We start from the raw sequence: 20,247 nt of genomic DNA, 5'->3' as shown, positions 1-20,247 counted from the left end.
AATTTATTATTCATTTATAATTTTTTTAATAAGATAAAAAAAGTATTATTTTTTATATAAATTTATTTACTATTATAAAAATAAAATAAATTTTAATAAAAGAAATACTAAAATATTACATACTAGAAAATAAGGCAGGTGTATATTATGCAAATTCAACCATCAATGTATATTAATAGAGAACTTTCTTGGCTTGCATTTAACTCCCGTGTTTTAGATCAATGTTCTAAAGATCTTCCTTTGCTTGAAAAACTTAAATTTATAGCTATATATTGTACAAATTTAGATGAGTTTTATATGATAAGGGTAGCTGGATTAAAACAGCTTTTTATAGCAGGAATAAGCACAGCAAGTAATGATGAAATGACCCCACTTGCACAGCTTAAAGCTATTAGAAATTATTTACATGAAGAAAAATATGTAGTAGAACAGTATTTTACTAAAATAACTCAAGATTTAGAAAAAGAAAATTTATTTATTCGTTTATATGAAGAACTTGATGAGGATTTAAAACAACAATGTAATGAGCATTTTTTCTCTAATATTTTTCCTGTAATAGTGCCTATTGCGGTTGATGCAACTCATCCTTTTCCGCATTTAAATAATCTTTCGTTTTCTTTAGCGGTAAAGCTTTGTGATCCTATGCATCCTGAACTTTTAAAATTTGGTATGATACGTATACCTAGGGTTTTACCAAGATTTTATCAAGTAAGCTCTAATATTTATGTGCCTATAGAAAGTATAGTGCGTCATCATACTGAACATATTTTTCCTGGTTATAAGCTTTTATCGTCTGCTGCTTTTAGGGTAACTAGAAATGCAGATATGGAAATAGAAGAAGAAGAGGCTGATGATTTTATGTTGATTTTAGAGCAGGGTTTAAAGCTTCGTAGAAAAGGTGCTTTTATACGCTTGCAAATAGAAAAAGGCGCAGATGAACAGTTGATTGAATTTTTAAGTTCTCATATGAATATTTTTCATAAAGACATTTATGAATACAGCATACTTTTAAATTTACCATCACTGTGGCAAATCATTTCTAATAAAGAATTTACACACTTGCTAAACCCTGTGTATACGCCAAAGATTTTACCACCTTTTGGAGATAATGTATCTATTTTTAGTGCAATTGATAAACAAGATATATTGGCTATACAGCCTTATGAAAGTTTTGAGCCTGTGTATCAATTTATCAAAGAAGCAAGTAAAGATCCTAAGGTTATTTCTATAAGAATGACTCTTTATAGGGTAGAAAAAAATTCAAACATAGTCCAAGCTTTAATTGATGCAGCAAGTGATGGTAAGCAAGTTACAGTAATGGTGGAATTAAAAGCACGCTTTGATGAGGAAAATAATTTGCACTGGGCAAAATCATTAGAAAATGCAGGAGCTCATGTGGTATATGGAATCACTGGTTTTAAAGTGCATGCAAAAGTAGCTCAAGTGATTAGAAAAGAAGGGGATAAATTAAAAATTTATAATCACTTAAGTACAGGCAATTATAATGCAAGTTCAGCTAAAATTTATACTGATGTGAGTTATTTTACTTCTAAAGAAGAATATTCTCAAGATACTACAACTTTTTTTCATATACTTTCAGGATATAGTAAAAGCCGTCGATTAAAGACTTTATCAATGAGTCCAAAGCAAATCAAAGAACGAATTTTAGATATGATAGCTACAGAAGCAAGTCATGGAAAAGATGGGGTAATCATAGCCAAAATGAATGCTTTAGTAGATGGTGATGTGATTAAAGCTTTATATGATGCTTCAAACAAGGGTGTTAAAATAGATCTTATTGTGCGTGGAATTTGTTGTTTAAGACCTGGAGTAAAAGGGTATAGTGAAAATATAAAAGTTAGAAGTATAGTTGGAAAATATTTAGAACATGCTAGAATTTTATATTTTAAACACACTGAGCCAAATTATTTTATTTCAAGCGCTGATTGGATGCCAAGAAATTTAGAAAGAAGGCTAGAATTAATGACTCCTATTTTTGATGAGCATTCGCGTGCAAAATTAGCCCAAATTTTAAAACTACAATTAAGCGATAATGATTTAGCTTATGAGTTAAACAGTGAAGGAAGATATCGTAAGATTACTTTAAATGAAGCAGAAAAAATTAATAATTCTCAACAAATTTTAGAAGAATATATTAGTAGAATTTTTAATACCTTGAAAAAAGATACTGATCATAGTAGAGCAGCGCATTTAGCAACGAAGCTTTTTAGGGATAGCTAATCCTTGCTTTTTAGCAAGGATTATTTCCAACCTTCTATATAATTTTTAAGTTTTCTACCAACTTTTGGGTGTTTGAGTTTTTTTATGGCTGAGCTTTCTATTTGTCTTACTCTTTCTCTTGTGACATTTAGTTCTTTGCCGATTTCTTCTAAGGTTCTATCACTTTCATCATCCATTAAACCAAAACGCATTCTAATAACAGCTTTTTCTCTGTCATTAAGCTGATCTAAAACTTCATCAATTTGTTCTTTTAAATCATCTTTTAAGATGTGATCCATAGGTGAAATTGAAGTTCTATCTTCTACAAAATCTCCAAATTTACCATCATCTTCATTGCTAATAGGTGCTTCTAGAGAAATTGGTTCTTTAGTGATTTTAATCACTTGTTTTACTTTATCTACGCTAAGTCCTACTTCTTTAGCAATAATACTTACATCAGGTTCTTTACCTTCTTTTTGTAAATATTCACGAATGATTTTATTGATTTGATTAATAGTTTCTATCATATGAATAGGAATTCTAATTGTTCTTGCTTGATCAGCAATAGCTCTTGAAATGGCTTGTCTAATCCACCAAGTTGCATAGGTTGAAAATTTATAACCGCGTTTGTATTCAAATTTATCTACCGCTTTCATTAAGCCTATATTGCCTTCTTGGATCAAATCTAAAAACGGTAATCCACGGTTAGTATATCTTTTAGCAATGCTTACAACCAAGCGTAAATTTGATTTTGCCATTCTGGTTTTAGCTTCATCTGAGATTTTTTTACCGCGCTTTATTTGCTCTAGAATTTCTTTTAGTTGATCTTTTTCTAAATCAAAAGAATTTTGGCTAGCCTCTTTAGTTTGAATGAGTTTTTTAATCTCCATATAAGTGCTTACCATCGTAGTTTCTAGTGCGCGTTCAGCGATTTCTTCTTTGCTAAGTTTTGTAATATCTTTTAAGATATCTTGGTGTCTTTGTTTTAATTCTTCTGAAAACATTGGCAAGCGATATTCTAAGCGTTTTAATTCTTTGTCAAATTCCTCATCGCTTTTTAAAGCTGTTTCCATGGATTTTACTATTTCAGAGATAAGTTTTGAAGTTGGACCTAGATCCATTAGTTTTTCTTTTAATATATTTTTCTTAAAAGCAATTATGAGTTTATCTAACAATTCATCATCATTTTTTTCTGCATTAATAGTAGATATGGTTTTTAACCATTCTTTTTTTGCTTTTTCTAAGGCCTTAAAACTTTCTATAACTTTTAAGGTTCTTTCGTCTTCTTTTTTACTTGCTTTTTTAGGTTTTTTTTCACTTGAGCTTTCATTTTCCTCGTTTTCATTTTCTTCTTCAGAGTCTATTTCGTCATCACTTTTATCATCATCACTTTTATCATCATCTTCAAAGCTTTTAAAAAGCTCTTTTACTCTTCTTTCTCTATTGATTAAAGGTTCTTTATAATCAAGTATAAAATCTATCAAATAAGGCACAGAACAAAAAGCATCAATGATAATGTCTTCACCTAGCTCAATTTTTTTAGAAATTTCAACTTCCTCGTCCTTGTTTAAAAGAGCAATTTGTCCCATTTCTCTTAAATACATTCTAACAGGAGAGTCTGATCTACTCCATTCAAGCAAATCGTTTTCATTGGCTAAATCAAATTCATTTTCTAAACTTGTATCTTGTAATTTTTGTTTTTCTTCTTGTAGTTTTTTTGCTTCTTCTAAATTTCTTTTTTTAGCAATTTCAGCTGAAGAAATTAATTCTACTTTATGTTTATCCATTAAATCGCGGATTTTTTTTGCACTTGTTGCATTTGGAAGCTTTGCAAAATACTTGACAAGTTTTTCATATGTGATATAATCTTTGGAATTTTCTTTGAAAAGTTCTTCTAAAACATTAGTTTCATTAGCCATGGATACCCCTTGTATTTAAGTAATGAGTGTAAAACTAAATATTATGCCTAAAAATTAATTAAAAACAAATAAAAACATTTTGGAATAGCTTTTGCTTTATCGTGTAGAAAATTAAGATTTTAGTTAGGAAAAACAATGCAAAATGGGTATTATCAAGCCACTGGTGCTATGGTTACGCAGTTTAATCGCTTAGATGTTGTAACTAATAACCTAGCAAATGTAAATACAAGTGGCTATAAAAGAGATAATGTTGTTATTGCAGATTTTAAAAGGATTTTTAAAGAAACTCAAGATGAGTTACCTATACAAAATCATACAAGAGATGCTGCAAGATTTGTAAATACAACTATAGATAGGGTTCCACAAGTTAATCACGTCTATACAAATTTTAGCGTAGGTTCTATGAAAATGACGCATAATCCTTTGGATTTAGCTCTTACTCGTGAGGATACTTTTTATTTAATTAAAACAAATAATGGTGAGGTAAGATTGAGTCAAGATGGAAATTTCCAGCTTGATGATGAGGGATATTTGGTAAATCGTCAAGGGTATAGAGTTTTAAGCAGTGATTATTTTAACAATCCTGAAAACGATGGTATACGCATAGGAAATTCCACTTCTTTTATTAATGTGGATAAAAATGGAATCATCAGTGCATCTAATCAAGATATAGCAAGATTATTCGTAGCGCAAGTTGATGATTTAAGAGATTTGCAAAAAGATGGCGATAATATGTATAAAATCGATAATTTAAACAAAATTAGAGATTTGCCAAATTCAAATGCCATTAAGCAAGGTTTTACTCAAGGTTCAAATGTTAATCCAGTTACAGAAATGGTAGGATTAATCGAAGCAAATAGAATGGTTGAGATGTATCAAAAAGTTATGACATCTCATATGGATGATTTAAATCAAGAAGCTATTAATAAATTAGCAAGTACTAAATAAAACTAAGGATAGATAAAATGTTAAGATCATTGTACACAGCAGCATCAGGGATGGTATCACAACAAACACAAATTGATGTAACTTCAAATAATATTTCAAATGTTAATACAGTAGGTTACAAAAAATCGCGTGCGGAATTTGCAGATTTGATGTATCAAACGATGAAATACGCAGGTACTTCAACCTCAAGTACCACAAAACACCCAAGTGGTATAGAAGTGGGTCTTGGTTCAAGAGTGACAGCTGTGAGTAAAATTTTTAGTGAAGGTAGTTTAAAACAAACATCAACTTCAGGTCTTGATATGGCAATCGCTGGTAATAATGGCTTTTTCCAAATTCAAATGCCTGATGGAACTATAGCTTATACTAGAAATGGTCAATTTACCAAAGATGCTGAAGGAAATATTGTAAATTCAGATGGTTATAGACTTTTGCCGGAAATGACTATACCTGAGGATGCTACAGCTATTAACGTAGCAAGTGATGGAACGGTTTCTGTTATGCAACCAGGAAATACAGCTGAAACTCAAATAGGTCAAATTGAGCTTGTAAATTTTATTAATCCAGCGGGCTTGCATGCTTTGGGAGATAATCTTTTAGTAGAAACTGATGCAAGTGGAGCGCCTATTGCAGGTATAGCTGGAGAGAATGGATTTTCTGTAATCAAACATGGCTTTGTAGAGCTTAGTAATGTTCAGCTTGTAGAAGAAATGACAGATCTTATCACAGGGCAAAGAGCTTATGAGGCAGGCTCAAAAGCAATCACTACAAGTGATGATATGCTTGGTATAGTAAATCAATTAAAACGCTAGAATTAACTAGCGTTTTATAATATGCAAAAAATATTAAAAAATACTAAAAAACTCCTATTTATAAATACTTGTAAAATATTCTCTATTATAATTTAAATTTAAACTAATCATAGTAATATTTTATTTATGTATTCTTTATATACATAAATAAACAATAACGAGGGATATAATGAACAGAAGGGACTTCATTAAAAATACCGCTATTGCTAGTGCTTGTGGTGTTGCAGGCCTTAGTGTTCCAAGTAGTGTACTTGCAAATACTGAGAATAAATGGCGTTGGGATAAGGCTGTTTGTAGATTTTGTGGTACAGGCTGTGGAATTTTAGTTGCAAGTTTAGATGGTAAAATTGTCGCTGTAAAAGGAGACCCAGCAGCTCCGGTAAATCGTGGATTAAATTGTATTAAAGGTTATTTTAATGCAAAAATTATGTATGGAGAAGATCGCTTAGTAACACCTTTACTTCGTGTAAATGCAAAAGGTGAGTTTGATAAAAAAGGAAAATTTCAACAAGTTTCTTGGCAAAGAGCTTTTGATGAAATGGAAAAACAATTCAAAAAAGCCTACAAAGAAAAAGGTGCGGAGGGGATTGGAATTTTTGCAAGTGGTCAATATACTATACAAGAAGGATATGCTGCTGCAAAATTAGTAAAAGCTGGTTTTAGATCAAATAATATAGACCCAAATGCACGTCATTGTATGGCTAGTGCTGTTGTTGGTTTTATGCAAACTTTTGGGGTTGATGAGCCTTCTGGTTGTTATGATGATATAGAGCTTACTGATACTATTATTACTTGGGGTGCAAATATGGCAGAAATGCATCCGATTTTATGGTCAAGGGTAAGTGATAGAAAATTAAGTAATTTAGATAAAGTTAAAATCGTAAATTTATCTACTTTTTCTAATAGAACTTCTCATATAGCAGATACTGAAATCATTTTCAAACCAAATACTGATTTAGCTATTTGGAATTATATCGCTAGAGAGATTGTTTATAATCATCCTGAAGCTATGGATAAAGAATTTATTGAAAAACATTGTATTTTTACAACAGGTTATGCTGATATTGGTTATGGAATGAGAAATAATCCAAACCATCCTAAATTTAAAGCAAGTGAAAAAGATACCGTAGTAAAACAAAATGCTATTATTGTAGATGAAGAAGAAGCAGTATCTTTGGCTTATTTGGGTGTAAAAGCAGGCGATAAATTTGAAATGAAACACCAAAATGCTCCTGATGCGCATTGGGAAATTTCATTTGAAGATTTCAAAAAAGCTTTAGAGCCTTATACACTTGATTATGTTGCTAAAGTTGCTAAGGGTAATGAAGATGAAAGCATAGAAGAATTTAAGAAAAAACTTCAAGAATTAGCAAATTTATATATAGAAAAAAATAGAAAAGTTGTAAGCTTTTGGACTATGGGCTTTAATCAACACACAAGAGGTACTTGGGTAAATGAGCAAGCTTATATGGTGCATTTTTTACTCGGTAAACAAGCTAAGCCAGGAAGTGGTGCGTTTTCATTAACAGGACAACCAAGTGCTTGTGGAACTGCAAGAGAAGTAGGGACTTTTTCACATCGTTTACCTGCTGATATGGTGGTTGCAAATCCTAAACACAGAGAAATTAGTGAAAAAATTTGGAAAGTTCCTGCAAAAACGATTAATCCAAAACCAGGTGCTCCATACTTAAAAATCATGAGAGATTTAGAAGATGGAAATATCAAATTTGCTTGGGTACAAGTAAATAATCCTTGGCAAAACACTGCTAATGCAAACCACTGGATAGCAGCAGCTAGAGAAATGGATAATTTTATCGTTGTGAGTGATTGTTACCCAGGAATTAGCGCTAAGGTGGCAGATTTAATTTTACCAAGTGCTATGATTTATGAAAAATGGGGTGCTTATGGTAATGCTGAAAGAAGAACTCAACACTGGAAGCAACAAGTGCTGCCTGTAGGTGAAGCTATGAGTGATACTTGGCAAATCATGGAATTTGCAAAACGCTTTAAATTAAAAGAAGTTTGGGGCGAAACTAAGGTAAATGATAAGCTTACCCTACCAAGTGTTTTAGAAGAAGCTAAAGCTATGGGTTATAGCGAAGATGATACTTTATATGATGTATTATTTGCTAATAAAGAAGCAAAATCTTTCAAAGCAAACGATTCTATTGCAAAAGGATTTGATAATTCTGAAGTATTTGGTGATGAGAGAAAAGTTATAGGTAGTGATGGTAAAGAATTTAATGGATATGGATTTTTTGTACAAAAATATCTATGGGAAGAATACCGCAAATTTGGTTTAGGTCATGGGCATGATTTAGCTGATTTTGATACTTATCATAAAGTAAGGGGTTTAAGATGGCCTGTAGTAAATGGTAAAGAAACTCAATGGAGATTTAATACCAAATTTGATTATTATGCTAAAAAAGCCGCTCCAAATTCAGACTTTGCGTTTTATGGTGATTTTGCTAAAGAATTACCAAAAGGAGATTTACTAGCTCCACAAACTAAAGAAAAATATAGTTTAAAAAACAAAGTAAAAATTTTCTTTAGACCATTTATGAAAGCACCTGAAAGACCAAGCGAAGAATATCCATTCTGGTTATGTACTGGTAGGGTTTTAGAGCATTGGCATAGTGGAACTATGACCATGAGGGTTCCTGAGCTTTTCCGTGCAGTACCTGAAGCACTTTGTTATATGAATGAAGATGATGCTAAGGCTATGAAAATTAATCAAGGTGATATTGTATGGGTAGAATCACGTCGTGGTAAAGTAAAAGCTAGAGTAGATTTTCGTGGTAGAAATAAACCCTCTAAAGGCCTTGTGTATGTACCTTGGTTTGATGAGAATGTATATATAAACAAAGTTACACTAGATGCAACTTGTCCGTTGTCTAATCAAACAGATTTCAAAAAATGTGCCGTAAAAATTACTAAAGCATAAAAATGAAAAATAGAAGAGAATTTTTAGCCTTTGCTTTTAAGCTTTTATGCATAGGAAGTGGAAGTGCATTTTTGGCAAGTTTAGCATTTAGCTCAAATCAGGAGTATTTTTTAAGACCTCCTGGGGCAGATGATGAAAAAGAATTTTTATCAAAATGTATACGATGTGGACTTTGTGTAAAAGCCTGTCCTTATGATGTTTTAAAGTTAGCAAATTTAGAAAATAGTGCTAAAAATGGTACACCTTTTTTTGTAGCAAGAGAAAATCCTTGCAGGTTATGTGAGGATATACCTTGTATAAGGGATTGTCCTACAAATGCTCTAGATCATAAATATTTAGAGCAAAAAGATGGAATTTATAAAACAAAAATGGGTATAGTTATAATTGATAGTGCAAGTTGTGTTGCTTATTGGGGAATTCAATGTGATGCATGTTATAGAGCTTGTCCTCTAATAGATAAAGCATTAAAACTTGAAACAAAACGCAATGAAAGAACAGCAAAGCATGCATTTTTACTACCTGTGGTAGATCATGAAGTGTGTGTTGGATGTGGGATTTGTGAAAAAGCTTGTATAACACAAAAAGCAGCCATTAAAGTTTTGCCTAGAGAATTTGTTTTAGGAAAAGCTGGGGATAATTACATCAAAGGTTGGGATGAAAAAGATGAAAAGCGTTTGCAAGATGTAAACACAGATAAAAATTTCAATAAAAATAAGGCTAAAGATTATCTTAACAATGGAGAATTGCTATGAAGTATCTTATTTTAAGAAGAATAGTGCAATTGTCTATTTTAACTTTTTTTTCTTTTGGTGTATTTAATTTTATATTAAAAGGAAATTTAAGCTCTTCGGTTTTATTTTCTTCGGTGCCACTAAGTGATCCTTTTGCATTTATTCAACTTGCTTTGGCAAGTTTGCAAGTAGATTTGATGGCTTTAAGTGGTGCTTTGATAGTATTTTTATTTTATGCTATTTTTGCTGGAAGAGCATTTTGTGCTTGGGTTTGTCCTGTCAATATCATTACTGATTTTGCTTATTTTATTAGAAATAAATTAGGTTTTAATCAAGCAAGAGTTTTTAATGTAAATAAAAATTTGCGTTATTATGTTTTAGCTTTTGTTTTGATTTTTTCTTTTCTTTTTTCTTTTCCTGTTTTTGAGGAATTTTCTTATATAGGAATAATCCAAAGAGGGATTATTTTCGGCGGTGTTTCTTGGCTTTTTATGGCTTTGATCATTTTTTGTATAGATACATTTTTTAGTCCAAGGTTTACTTGTTCGCATTTTTGTCCTTTAGGGGCTTTTTGGGCTTTAAGTTCGCATTTTTCATTGTTAAAAGTAAGATATAGCTTACAAAAATGCACTAAGTGTTATAAATGTCTTGGAGTGTGCCCCGAAAAACAAGTGCTTTGGATGATAGGTAAAGAAAATCAAGATGTAAAATCAGGTGAGTGTATAAGATGTGGAAAATGTATTGATATTTGCGGTGATGATGCTTTAGGTTTTAGTATAATAAATTTAAGGAGAGAAAATGAAAAATAAAATCTTTTTATCCTTAGCAGCAGCTGTTTTAATAAGTGCTTGTGGGCTTGCTGTTAAAAGTGTTGATTCAAAAGATATAGGTTTAAGAAAAACAAGTTTAGAAAGTGAAAATGTAGAATTATTGGATGCAAAATATTCTCAAGCAGTGGCTGGTGAGTCTGTTTTGATTGAAAGATCGTTTGAAAATGCTCCGCCATTAATCCCGCACACTTTAGAGGATATGCTTCCAATTACTAAGGATAATAATATTTGCTTAAGTTGTCATGATAAGACTATTGCTAAAGATGTTGGAGCTACACCACTTCCAAGTAGTCATTATTTTGATTTAAGAAAAAACAAATCTACTAAAGATATGATAAGTGATGCAAGATTTAATTGTACACAATGTCATGTGCCACAAAGTGATGCTAAACCTTTGGTAGGAAATAGCTTTGAAGCAAAATTTAAAAGCGAAGAATCAAAGAAAAAATCTAATCTTTTAGATGTTTTAAATGAAGGTGTAAAATAAAATTATGAAAAAAATGTTTTTAATCTTACTAATGAGTATTTATGCATTGAGTTATGAGCTTAAGCTTGATTCAAATTTAAACGCTTTAAAGCTTGCTGATAATAGTTTGCTTATAGGACTTGATAATGGAGAGATAAAACAATATTTCCTTAAAGATAAAAAAATGCAAAAAATCACTCAGCTAGATAAGATTAAAAATTTTTACGAAGAAAATCTTAGCCCCAGAATTTATAGTATTGATTACTTAAATGGGGCTATTTTGATTTTAAGTGAAGGTGATTTTGGAAGTAAAAAATTATATGTTTATAAAAATAAACAACTTTTAAGCTATGATTTAGCTAATGATGGAGCAAAAAAAGCTTTGTTTTTAGATGATAATACTATTTTATTAGCCTTGCTAGGTTCTAATATAGAGCTTTTTGATCTAAAAACAAAAAGCGTTGTAAAAAATTTTACTTTTTCTAGTTCAAGCTTAAGTGATGTGGTTTTAAATGAAACTAAAACTCAATTAGTGGCAGGTTTTGAAAGTGGCGAGCTAATGCTTTTTGATGTGAAGAAATGGCAAAAAATAAAAAGTTATAAGAATATTCACAAGGATAATATTTATCAACTTGATTTTAAAAACACAATTATTGCAAGCTGTAGTACTGATAGAAAATTAGGCATAGTGAAAAATGATCAAGAAAAAAACATAGAAAGAGATTTTTTGATTTATACTTGTGCTTTAAATAAAGATGGCTCAATAGCGGCTTTTGGAGATAATGAAAAAAATGTTATAGAACTTGTAAATACTAAAAACCTAAAAACAATAAAAAGATTCCAAAATAAAGATTTTTTGCTAGAATATCTTATATTTTTAAATGAGCATAAGCTTATTAGTGCAGGTTATGAAGATAAAATTATATTTTGGAGTATAGATGAATCTTTCTAGTGTGTTGATTTTAACCAAAGAAGAAAAAGTAGAAAAACTCAAAGAGCAAATTCAAAAAACACCTTGTTGTAGTGTGGAATTAGCTCAGGATGAAAAAATTATAGTAGTAATAGAAAGTGAAAATTTAGATGATGAGTTAAAAGCATATAAACAATTAGAGCAGCTTGATGGGGTAGTGAGTATTAATATGGTTTTTTCTTATCAGGATTTAGACGAAGAAAGAGAAAAAATTTTAAAAGCAAATTTTGAGGCAAATGCTTTTGATGAGAATTTAAAAAAAGATAATATAGAATACTATGGCAATGTCTTTAGAAAGTATTGATTATGGTTTTTTTGATTCCTTTGATTTTTATCATTTCTTCTGTTTTTATTATTGATCATTTTTATTTTTCTAAGGAAAATGAAGTAGTAAAACAACAAAAGCAAATAGAACAAAAAAATATTAAGCAAGGTAAACAAAAATACCTTGAAAATATATTAAATCAAAAATAATCATGTATACACAAATTTCATATAAAAAATTCTTTTGGATTAATATTTTAGTTGTAATTACCCTTGCTTTAAATTTAAGAGCGCCTATAACCTCTATAGGTCCTATGATAGAATATATTCAAGAATATTATAAGATAAATTCAGCTTTAGCAGGAATGCTTACAACTTTACCTTTGATAGCCTTTGGGCTTATATCTTTTTTCGTGGCGTATTTTTCGCAAATTAAAGCTTTGTTTTTTGCTTTGTGTTTAATTGTTTTTGGAGAGTTTATTAGAAGTTATGGGGGTAATATAGGTTTATTTTCTGGGGTTTTTCTAATTGGGGCAGGCATTGCAATAGCTAATGTTTTATTACCTTCTTTTGTAAAAGAAAAATTTGCAAAAAATGCTTATAAAATAATGGGTTTATATGGATCAATTATAGGTTTATCTTCAATTGCTGGAGTGGCTTTATCGCTTCCTTTGCTTAAAATTTTTGAGGTGCCTCAAGCTATGTTTTTTTGGGTTGTTTTAGCTTTGATTGCTTTGATTTTTTATTTTCCGCATTTGAAAAACAAAAGATTATTGCGTCCTAAGAAGAAAAACATCAATAAAATAAATCTTTTTTTGAATTTAACAGCTTGGAAAGTTACTATTGTAATGGGACTGCAAAGTTTTTTATCTTATAGTCTTTTTGCTTGGCTTAGTGTGATGATAAGTGAAAAAGGTTTTGAAATTGATTTTGGTTCTAATGTTTTATTACTTTCTCAAATCATAGGTATGCCTGTGGCGTTTTTATTACCTATTGTTTTAGGAAAACTAAGAGCTCATGCTAAGGGTTTTGTTATTATAATATTGGGTTTTTTATATGTTTTAAGTTTTATTTTGGTGTTTTTTTGTGATGTAAAATTAGTATTGTTGTTAGCAGCTATTTTCTTAGGTTTTGCATCTAGTGGGGTTTTTACAATTTCATTATTGTTTATTGCTATAAAAAGTTCAACTTCTTTTATAGCAGCTAAACTTTCTGCCATGTCACAAGGCATAGGGTATTTAATAGCAGCTCAAGCACCTTGGATTATAGGTATGCTCCATGATAGTTTTGGAAATTTTACTTTAGGCTTTATCATGCTTATTACAGTAGCTATAATACTTAATATTTTTGTATTTTTAGCATATAAAGCTCCTGTGATTAAGTAAAAATTAAAATAAATTAAAGTCTTTTTTGTTAGAATTTTGACATTTTATTTTTTGTGAGTTGATAATGCGATATACAGTAACAGAAGCTTCTATTTATGAGGCGCAAGGTTTAAAAGATGAAGCTTTGGAGATTTATAAAAATATATTAAAGCAAGATCCGCAAAATAAAAATGCCATTGATGCTATAAGGCGTTTAAGTGGTTTGCGTTCTAATCATGAAGATTTAAATTATGATATGCTTGATTTTTTTGTTAATATGAAAAGCGAAGAAGAAGTTAATGAATTTAAAAGGTGGTTAATAAAACTATGAATATAGAAGATTTAGCAAAAATGGCCATAAGTGAAGTTAATTCAGAGTTAGATAATAAAAAAAGTAAAAATGATGAATTTACTCCTATGGTAGAGGAAATTACTCAAGAAAAAAATACTAATATCCAAGAAGATAAAATAAAAAAAGAGATTAATCAAGTTGCGCAAGAATTGATCCAAGAATTAGATGATTTAGAAGTAAAAGTTAAAGAAGATAAACAAGCTATGATTATTAAGGTTGAAGCTTTAGAGGAAAAAGAAGAAAGTATTATAAATAATGAAGAATTTTTCTTAAAAAATATCAGAGAGCGTATTTTGGTTTTATTTGAAGGATTAAAAAATACTAAAGATGAGCATATAGAAAAAAGACTAGATATTACAATTACTTTTTTAGAGTTTTTACTTGCAAAGATTGAAGATAGACTTAAAAAATGATCATGATTTTTTAAGAATTAAAAATATACTTAAACCTTACACACAAAGAGCTTATTTGGTAGGTGGTTGTGTAAGGAATTCTTTTTTAGATTTATCTAGTGATGATTATGATATAGAAATTTATGATATTGAGCCTAAGCTTTTTGATGAGCTTATGCAAAAACTTGGTGCAAATGGAGTAGGAAAAAGTTTTTTTGTATATAAATACAAAAAATTTGATTTAGCTCTAGCGCGTTATGAAAATAAAATTTCTACAGGCCATAGAGGTTTTGAGGTTAAAGTTTGTAATGATGAACAAGAAGGAGCTAAAAGAAGGGATTTTACCATTAATGCATTGATGGTAAATATTTTTGATTTTAAGTTTTTAGATTTTTTTAATGGTTTGCAAGATTTACAAGCAAAGATTATAAGACATATTGATGATATAAGTTTTGTTGAAGATAGTTTAAGAGTGCTTCGTGGAATTTCTTTTGCATGCAGGTTTGACTTAACAATTGCAAAAGAAAGTTTAAAATTAATGCAAACTATGGATATAAGTGATTTATCTAAAGAGCGTATTAATAATGAACTTTATAAAATTTTTAAAACTTCAAGACTAAATAAAGCTTATGAGTATTTCAAAATTTTAAAGTTAGAAGAAAAAATATTTTTTTATCAAAGCTGTAATGAAGAATTTGAAAAACTTTTAGAGCATAGTCAAAAATTAATTTATGATGAGGCTTTGTATTTATATTTGTATTTGAATTTTTTTCATATAAATAAAGAGGAATTTTTCAATAAAACAAAATTAAAAAAAGAACTATTAAAAAAATGTGAACAAGAATTTATTTTAGGTAAAATTGATGATTTTAATTTAGCTAAAATTGCTTTAAAAATACCACTTTGCAAATGGCTTGGACTTTGGGATAATGAGCGTATGGCACAAGCAAAGAAATTAAATTTATATTATCATGCTTTTAAAAGTAAAATTAGTGCAAATGATTTACTAAAGGAAGGATTTAGTGGGAAAGAGCTTGGAATTGAGCTTGAAAAAAGAAGATTACAAGAATTAAAAAACTATATAAAGGAGCAAAAATGAATGAATATATTTTAAAAATTTCAAGTAGTGATGAAAAAGGATTGATTTATAGAATTTCAGATGTTATTTTTAAATATAGAATCAACATTATAAAAAATGATGAATTTGTTGGAGAAAATCGTTTTTTCTTTAGAGCGCATTTAGAAGGTGAGCTTGATATAAAAGCTTTTAAAGGAACGCTTGAGGCTATGCTTCCTGATAATGCACAAATTGAAATTACACCAAAGAGAAAAAAAGATATTATTGTTTTAGCTACCAAAGAAACTCATTGTTTGGGTGAATTACTTATCCGCCAATTTAGTGGGGAATTTAACGCAAATATTAAAGCAGTTATTGCAAATTATGAGATATTAAAACCTTTAGTGGATAAATTTAACATACCTTTTCATACTATTTTAGCGCAGGATTTAAGTAGGCAAGAGCATGAAGAAAAATTACTAGAGTGTTTAAAACAATACGAGTTTGATTATATTGTTTTAGCAAAATATATGAGAATATTATCTCCATCTTTTGTGGAGCATTTTGAAGGAAAGATTATTAATATCCACCATTCTTTTTTACCTGCATTTATAGGAGCTAATCCTTATAAGCAAGCTTATGAAAGAGGGGTAAAGATTATAGGCGCAACAGCGCATTTTGTAAATAATAACTTAGATGAGGGGCCAATTATCACCCAAGATGTTATACCAGTTACTCATGAATATTCTTGGCAGGCTATGCAACAAGCAGGACGTAATGTGGAAAAAAATGTTTTTTCTAAGGCTTTGGATTTGGTCTTTGATGATAGGATTTTTATACACGAAAATAAAACGATAGTGTTTTAAATTTTTGATGCCAAAAAGGCATCAAAAATTAGCAAGAATAACAAGTTTTAAACTCATATGCAGTTGGTCTAGCTTCTACAGGCCATACTTGGGTTTCAAATTTCATATGTTGATAATCATCAATAAACACATCACTCATAACAGGTTTTAAGAAAGCATTTTTTCTAATGAGTGCTTCTAAAGATCCTCTTAAAGTGTGAGGTAATTGCTCTATACCTTTTTCTCTAATCTCATCTAGGGTTAGTGCAAATAAATTTTCATCCATAGGGCCAACCGGTATGGTTTTGTTTTTAATACCATCAAGTCCTGCCATAAGTAAGCTTGTAAAAGCCAAGTAAGGATTAGAAGTGCTATCAGGAAATCTAATTTCTACTCTTGCGCTTTTTTCGTTAATACCATAAGGAACGCGACAACTTGCAGAGCGATTTTGACAAGAATAAGTTAAAATGCAAGGTGCTTCAAAACCTGGAACTATTCTTTTATAGGAATTTGAGCTAGGATTGGTAAATGCGGCAACACTTCTTGCATTAGCTAAAATTCCACCGATGTAATTAATCGCACATTCGCTCAATTTTCCATAGCCTTCTTTATCATAGAATAAATTTACTCCATCTTTCCAAAGACTCATATGTACATGCATACCACTTCCATTATCTCCATAGAGTGGCTTTGGCATAAAGGTTGCTGTTTTTCCATTTAAATGTGCTACCATTTTTACTACATATTTGTAAATTTGTACATTATCAGCAGCTTCAACTAAATTTCCAAATTCTACACCAATCTCAGCTTGTCCTTGTGCTACTTCATGGTGATGTACGAAAGTTTTTAAACCCACTCTTTCTAAAACTTGCACCATTTCAGCTCTAATATCCACGCTAGAATCAATAGGACTTACAGGAAAATATCCGCCTTTATTTCTTGGGCGATGTCCGTTATTGTAACTATCTGTGAAATCTTTATTATCATTCCATTCACCTTCTTCAGTATCTACTTCATATTTTGCACAATGAGAAGAATCAACTATTTTTACATTATCAAAAATAAAAAATTCATTTTCAGGACCAAAATAAGCTGTATCGGCGATATTGCTTGTACTTAAGTGTTGCATTGCTTTTTTGGCAATACTTCTTGGACATTTTTCATACATTTGATCTTTATAAATATCATATACATCACAAATTACTATGATAGTAGGATCTGCTGTAAATGGATCTAAGAATGCGCTTTCTACATCAGGTTTTAAAATCATATCCGATTTTTCTATAGGTTGCCAACCGTGTAAAGAGCTTGCATCAAAAGGAATTCCATTTTCAAAAGTTTTATCATCAATTGCTTTTATATTGTAAGTAATATGGTGCCAAGTGCCTATCATATCAGTAAATCTAAAATCAACAAATAAAACCTCATGTTCTTGACAATAACTAAAAAACTCACCAATGTTATTTACAAACTTACCCATTTCCTCTCCTTTTTAATAGGTATTAATTTATTTTTTAAGATTGTAGTATATTTTTATTAAATTAAGTTTAAATTAATATTTTTTTTATGGTCAAATACAAAAAAATATTAATTTATATAATTAATTAACAAAATTAATATTGGTTTATATTTTTTTATAATATAATTTCACATTAGTTTTTTATATTAAAAAGGTGTAAAAATGACTCAAGAAGAATTAGATGCTTTAATGAATAGCACTGAAGATTTAGATCTTGATTCTGTAGAAGAAACAGAAACAAAGCCTGAAACAGAGTATGAAGATGAGGAAAAAAATAAACAAATTGTTGATGCAATGATTAATGGTGATTATAAAGCAAGAGCAGATATGGCATGGCCACCACCACCACCTAGCAAAGAACATAAAGTTGTGCATCAGCTTGATGATGTTACAAGAGATAGTGAAATCAAAGCTACTGAAATGATGGAAAAGTTAGAAATTATTAATGATTTCTTTGCAAATTCAGAAAATGAGCTTTGTGTAATTAGTGATGCTCTGAATAAAAATATAGAAATTTTTGAAAAGCTAAATGCAAAATTTCCTAATGTTGTAAGCTTTAAAGAAGCTATAGAAACTAACAATAATGCTAAAAATATTATAGATGAAATCACGGGTTGTTTACAAACTGGACAAGATGAGGTTATGATGGCAATGGATGCTATGCAATACCAAGATATTCACCGTCAAAAAATCGAACGTGTTATTAATGTTATGAGAGCTTTAAGTAGATATATGAGTAGTTTATTTGAAGGTAAAATTGATGATGAAAAACGCGTAGGATCGGCTGTGCATATTGAAGGTGATACAACTACAGATGTTGTAAGCAATGATGATATTGAGGCATTAATCGCAAGTTTAGGCAAAAAATGATTATTCCTGAAATAGTAGCTCCTGCGGGAAATTTTACAAAATTAAAAATAGCGTTGGCTTATGGAGCTGATGCTGTTTATGCGGGAGTGAGTAATTTTTCATTAAGAGCAAGAACTGCTAGGGATTTCAATTATGAAACTTTTAAAGAGGCTATTGATTATACTCATACAAGAGGAAAAAAAATTTATGTAACCATTAATGGTTTTCATTTTAGTTCACAAATTGAGGGTTTAAAAAGGCATATTTTAAAATTAAAAGAAATGAAACCTGATGCTTTTATAGTAGCTTCTGTAGGTGCTATGCGTTTAGTTAAAGAACTTGCACCTGAAATCAATCTTCATGTATCCACTCAAGCTAATATTTTAAACTATTTAGACGCTCAAGTCTATAAAGACATTGGAGCTAAGCGTGTTGTTATAGCAAGGGAGCTTGGTTTAAAAGATGCAAAAGATTTGAAAAACAATTGTGATATCGAGCTTGAAAGTTTTGTGCATGGCTCTATGTGCTTTGCATATTCTGGTAGATGTTTAATAAGCTCAGTACAAAGTGGACGCATGAGCAATCGTGGTTCTTGCGCAAATGATTGTAGATTTAATTATGAGCTTTATGCGAAAAATCCAGAGACAAATACACTTTTTAGATTAGAAGAAGATGAAAATGGCACACATGTATTTAATTCTAAAGATTTAAATTTAAGCTCATATATTCAAAAGATCATGCAAGAAAATTGTATTCATGCTTTTAAAATAGAAGGAAGAACAAAAAGTGAGTATTATGTAGCTTTAACTACAAGAACATATAAAATGGCAGTGCAAGATGTATTGGAAGACACTTTTGATGCTGCTAAATATGAAAAAGAAATCCATACTTTAAAACACAGAGGTTTTACGGATGGATATTTAGTCTCAAGAGCCTATGAAAAAACCGATTCTATTAATCACAATACAAGCATAGAAGAAGGAACTCATCAAGTGCATGCTATTAGTGAAGATGGTGAGTTTTTTAAATGTAAAGGCAAGATAGAATTAAACAAAGAATATGAAATTTTAGCTCCGGTTAATTCTAATATAGAATTAGGAGAAAATAAACTAGGTTTAATCTATGAAAATGATGGTAAGAAATTTATAGTTTTTAAGCAATTATTGGCCAAAAATAATAAAGAATTTAGTGAAATTCATAGTGGTAATGAAAATGAAATTACTTTACCGTTTAAGCTTCCAGAATTTAGCTTTTTAAGAAGGAGTGTTGAATGAAATTTGTTTCTATATTGATGGGAAGTAAGAGTGATTATGATGTAGTGAAAGAAGCTTTGGGAATTTTGGAAAAATTTGATGTTAAATATGAAATTTTAATCACTTCAGCACACAGAAGTCCTCAAAGAACCCAAGAATACATCAAAAATGCCGAAGAAAAAGGTGCAAAAGTATTTATTGCAGCAGCAGGTATGGCGGCGCATTTAGCAGGAGCTGTTGCAGCACATACAACAAAACCTGTTTTAGGCATACCTATGCCAGGAAGTAATTTAGCAAGTATGGACTCTTTATTTTCTACTGTGCAAATGCCAAGTGGAATTCCTGTAGCAACTTTGGCTATAGGCAAAGCAGGGGCTATTAATGCAGCTTATTTAGCTGTACAAATTTTAGCTATAGAGGATGAATCTTTAGCGCAAAAATTATTAGAAGATAGAAAAAAACAACAAGAAAAATTAATTCAAGATTCTAGTACAATTGAAGTTTTTCTTTAA

The 20,247-nt window shown here is 30.1% G+C and carries 20 protein-coding genes; 18 read left to right on the top strand and 2 right to left on the bottom strand.

All coding sequences use genetic code 11. The annotated features are described in order from the left end of the window. The first annotated feature begins 147 nt into the window (after window positions 1–147). The gene (locus tag CAMP5121_RS00760) at window positions 148–2,241 is read left to right on the top strand and encodes an RNA degradosome polyphosphate kinase (protein WP_337214514.1); all 2,094 of its coding nucleotides are present in this window, start codon (window positions 148–150) and stop codon (window positions 2,239–2,241) included. Between the two features lie 20 nt (window positions 2,242–2,261). Here the strand turns inward: CAMP5121_RS00760 and rpoD are convergent, their stop codons facing one another. Beyond that, entirely contained in the window at window positions 2,262–4,139 is a 1,878-nt protein-coding gene (gene rpoD, locus CAMP5121_RS00755) for an RNA polymerase sigma factor RpoD (RefSeq protein ID WP_337214513.1), read from the bottom strand. A gap of 135 nt (window positions 4,140–4,274) precedes the next feature. Between rpoD and CAMP5121_RS00750 the strand changes: the two genes are divergently transcribed. The 14 genes from CAMP5121_RS00750 (at window position 4,275) to purU (ending at window position 16,135) form a co-directional block, all read left to right on the top strand. Beyond that, the gene (locus tag CAMP5121_RS00750) at window positions 4,275–5,087 is read left to right on the top strand and encodes a flagellar hook-basal body protein (protein ID WP_039668554.1); all 813 of its coding nucleotides are present in this window, start codon (window positions 4,275–4,277) and stop codon (window positions 5,085–5,087) included. 17 nt (window positions 5,088–5,104) lie between these two features. Further along, the gene (flgG, locus tag CAMP5121_RS00745) at window positions 5,105–5,899 is read left to right on the top strand and encodes a flagellar basal-body rod protein FlgG (RefSeq protein WP_039626513.1); all 795 of its coding nucleotides are present in this window, start codon (window positions 5,105–5,107) and stop codon (window positions 5,897–5,899) included. A gap of 169 nt (window positions 5,900–6,068) precedes the next feature. Continuing rightward, window positions 6,069–8,843 carry a periplasmic nitrate reductase subunit alpha gene (gene napA, locus CAMP5121_RS00740; RefSeq protein ID WP_337214512.1) on the top strand — a complete coding sequence of 925 codons (2,775 nt, stop codon included), beginning with the start codon at window positions 6,069–6,071 and terminating at the stop codon, window positions 8,841–8,843. 2 nt (window positions 8,844–8,845) lie between these two features. Beyond that, the gene (gene napG, locus CAMP5121_RS00735; RefSeq protein WP_337214511.1) at window positions 8,846–9,595 is read left to right on the top strand and encodes a ferredoxin-type protein NapG; all 750 of its coding nucleotides are present in this window, start codon (window positions 8,846–8,848) and stop codon (window positions 9,593–9,595) included. Then, entirely contained in the window at window positions 9,592–10,383 is a 792-nt protein-coding gene (gene napH, locus CAMP5121_RS00730) for a quinol dehydrogenase ferredoxin subunit NapH (RefSeq protein ID WP_337214510.1), read from the top strand. The genes napG and napH overlap by 4 nt, the downstream gene beginning before the upstream one ends. After that, window positions 10,373–10,891, top strand: coding sequence for a nitrate reductase cytochrome c-type subunit (locus CAMP5121_RS00725; protein ID WP_263663122.1), 519 nt, complete (start codon window positions 10,373–10,375; stop codon window positions 10,889–10,891). Before napH ends, CAMP5121_RS00725 begins: the two co-directional genes overlap by 11 nt. Window positions 10,892–10,895: 4 nt before the next feature. Then, window positions 10,896–11,822, top strand: a complete 927-nt coding sequence (locus CAMP5121_RS00720; protein ID WP_337214509.1) for a WD40 repeat domain-containing protein — start codon at window positions 10,896–10,898, stop codon at window positions 11,820–11,822. Then, window positions 11,809–12,144 (top strand): chaperone NapD, encoded by a 336-nt coding sequence (locus CAMP5121_RS00715; RefSeq protein ID WP_263702116.1) that lies wholly within the window; start codon window positions 11,809–11,811, stop codon window positions 12,142–12,144. Before CAMP5121_RS00720 ends, CAMP5121_RS00715 begins: the two co-directional genes overlap by 14 nt. A gap of 2 nt (window positions 12,145–12,146) precedes the next feature. Then, a complete protein-coding gene (locus CAMP5121_RS00710; protein ID WP_337214508.1) occupies window positions 12,147–12,314 on the top strand; it encodes a hypothetical protein in 168 nt (55 codons plus the stop codon). A gap of 2 nt (window positions 12,315–12,316) precedes the next feature. Beyond that, window positions 12,317–13,489: an MFS transporter gene (locus CAMP5121_RS00705; RefSeq protein ID WP_337214507.1), complete on the top strand. Its 1,173-nt coding sequence runs from the start codon at window positions 12,317–12,319 to the stop codon at window positions 13,487–13,489. Window positions 13,490–13,550: 61 nt separating this feature from the next. Then, complete coding sequence (locus tag CAMP5121_RS00700) at window positions 13,551–13,799, top strand: hypothetical protein (RefSeq protein ID WP_087699331.1); 249 nt, start codon at window positions 13,551–13,553, stop codon at window positions 13,797–13,799. Continuing rightward, window positions 13,796–14,233 (top strand): effector protein CiaD, encoded by a 438-nt coding sequence (ciaD, locus tag CAMP5121_RS00695; protein WP_337214506.1) that lies wholly within the window; start codon window positions 13,796–13,798, stop codon window positions 14,231–14,233. Before CAMP5121_RS00700 ends, ciaD begins: the two co-directional genes overlap by 4 nt. After that, window positions 14,202–15,311: a CCA tRNA nucleotidyltransferase gene (locus CAMP5121_RS00690; RefSeq protein ID WP_337214505.1), complete on the top strand. Its 1,110-nt coding sequence runs from the start codon at window positions 14,202–14,204 to the stop codon at window positions 15,309–15,311. The genes ciaD and CAMP5121_RS00690 overlap by 32 nt, the downstream gene beginning before the upstream one ends. Next, a complete protein-coding gene (purU, locus tag CAMP5121_RS00685) occupies window positions 15,308–16,135 on the top strand; it encodes a formyltetrahydrofolate deformylase (RefSeq protein WP_257938485.1) in 828 nt (275 codons plus the stop codon). Before CAMP5121_RS00690 ends, purU begins: the two co-directional genes overlap by 4 nt. Before the next feature lie 28 nt (window positions 16,136–16,163). On the opposite strand, the gene glnA is transcribed toward purU, so the two are convergent. Beyond that, window positions 16,164–17,594, bottom strand: a complete 1,431-nt coding sequence (gene glnA, locus CAMP5121_RS00680) for a type I glutamate--ammonia ligase (protein WP_337214504.1) — start codon at window positions 17,592–17,594, stop codon at window positions 16,164–16,166. Window positions 17,595–17,795: 201 nt separating this feature from the next. On the opposite strand from glnA, the gene CAMP5121_RS00675 reads away from it, so the two are divergent. Genes CAMP5121_RS00675 through purE form a run of 3 tightly spaced genes read left to right on the top strand, consistent with a single transcriptional unit; the run spans window position 17,796 to window position 20,247 of the window. Then, window positions 17,796–18,503, top strand: coding sequence for a protein phosphatase CheZ (locus CAMP5121_RS00675; protein WP_240379224.1), 708 nt, complete (start codon window positions 17,796–17,798; stop codon window positions 18,501–18,503). Next, window positions 18,500–19,756 carry a peptidase U32 family protein gene (locus tag CAMP5121_RS00670; RefSeq protein WP_337214503.1) on the top strand — a complete coding sequence of 419 codons (1,257 nt, stop codon included), beginning with the start codon at window positions 18,500–18,502 and terminating at the stop codon, window positions 19,754–19,756. Before CAMP5121_RS00675 ends, CAMP5121_RS00670 begins: the two co-directional genes overlap by 4 nt. Then, on the top strand, window positions 19,753–20,247 hold the full coding sequence (purE, locus tag CAMP5121_RS00665; RefSeq protein WP_263663130.1) for a 5-(carboxyamino)imidazole ribonucleotide mutase: 495 nt from the start codon (window positions 19,753–19,755) through the stop codon (window positions 20,245–20,247). The genes CAMP5121_RS00670 and purE overlap by 4 nt, the downstream gene beginning before the upstream one ends.

Source organism: Campylobacter sp. 2352 PW (genome assembly GCF_024723575.1).
GTDB lineage: Bacteria > Campylobacterota > Campylobacteria > Campylobacterales > Campylobacteraceae > Campylobacter_D.
Note: the sequence above shows the minus strand (reverse complement) of the source record. Positions and strands in the feature narration are given on the sequence as shown.